Source organism: Frankia sp. CoWAU3 (genome assembly GCF_977971855.1).
The window spans coordinates 5403-6630 of record NZ_CDWWXB010000215.1 but is presented as its reverse complement, the minus strand read 5'-3'; the positions used below and the strand labels follow the sequence as shown (position 1 = coordinate 6630).

Annotated in this window: 1 protein-coding gene; it reads left to right on the top strand. The window is 70.0% G+C overall.

Annotated features, from left to right (window positions below; genetic code table 11):
• Positions 1-270: 270 nt before the first annotated feature.
• The coding region (locus AC08ON_RS15630) for an alpha/beta fold hydrolase (RefSeq protein WP_476617229.1) at positions 271-1228 on the top strand (958 nt) is incomplete at its 3' end.

The following is a 1228-nucleotide window of genomic DNA, read 5'->3' as shown; positions in this document are numbered from 1 at the left end:
GCGCAGCCCTGGCCTCTACGCCGGTGTTCTTCCCGTCCGCGCTTTCTCCCGATCCGCGCTTTCTCCCGATCCACGTGCTCCGCCGATCGACGCGCCCGCATGACTCGTCACTACCGATCCGGCTATTCCTCGTCGGACGCCTTGGCTCCGCTCGGCGTTGTCGAGATTTCCCGGGCGCATCGCATGAGCCGAAGATTCGCCTCCTGCTCAGCGAGCCCCCGATCACCCGATCGGGGGCTGTCCGACCCCGCGAGACGCGACCATGGAGATATGGTGATCTCGGTGGAGCGGCGGGTAGCGGTGGCGGCGGGTCCGGAACATCTGGAACTGCACATCGAAGAGCTACGGCCAGAGGGTTTCCCACTCGACGATCCCCCGCCGGAGATTCCCTGGTCACCGACTCCCCCGCTCCCGGGCCGCCTTCGGGCGGACGACCGTCCCCCGAACGAGACGCGGATCACGGACAAGACACAGATCGCGGACGAGACACGGACCATGACGTCGGACGACAGGCCGGCGACGATCCGCGGCGGGGGTGGCGACATCCCGGTCCTGCTGCTACACGGGATCGCCGGCAGCACGGCGGACTGGGCCGCGGTGGCTCCGGAGCTCGCCACGTCCCGCCGTGTGATCGCCTACGACCAGCGAGGACATGGCGCGAGTGGCTGGGCCACGACGGGCCGAGCGGGTTACAGCTTTGATCAGCTGGTGGCGGACCTCGCGACGGTGGTCGACGTGCTCAGGCTGCCCGCCGTCCACCTGATCGGCCACTCGATGGGCGGGGTGGTGGCGCTGCGCTACACGCTCGACCATCCGGGACGGGTGCGGTCCCTGGTTCTCGCTGACACCGCGGCCGCTCCCGCCACGGGCACGGGCGGGATCACGAAGCGGGTCGTGTCCGTCCTGCTGGCAGGGACGGCGGCGATCGCGACGGCCGTCCACGCCGGCCGGAACCGCGCGGTGGCGGGGCTCGGCCGGATGGATCCGAACGCGATCGTCGCGCTCTGGCGGGACCTGAGCAGCTATCCGTCCCTCACGGACCGGTTGGGCGAGATCCGCGCCCCGACCACCGTCATCGTCGGTGAACGGGACTTCAGTCTTCGTGACGCCGCCGAGACGCTCGCCCGATCCGTGCCGGACGCCCATCTCGCGGTGATCGCCGGTGCCGACCACAATCCACACGCGAGCCGCCCGATCGCCTGGCTGACCACCGTGGAGGATCACCTCA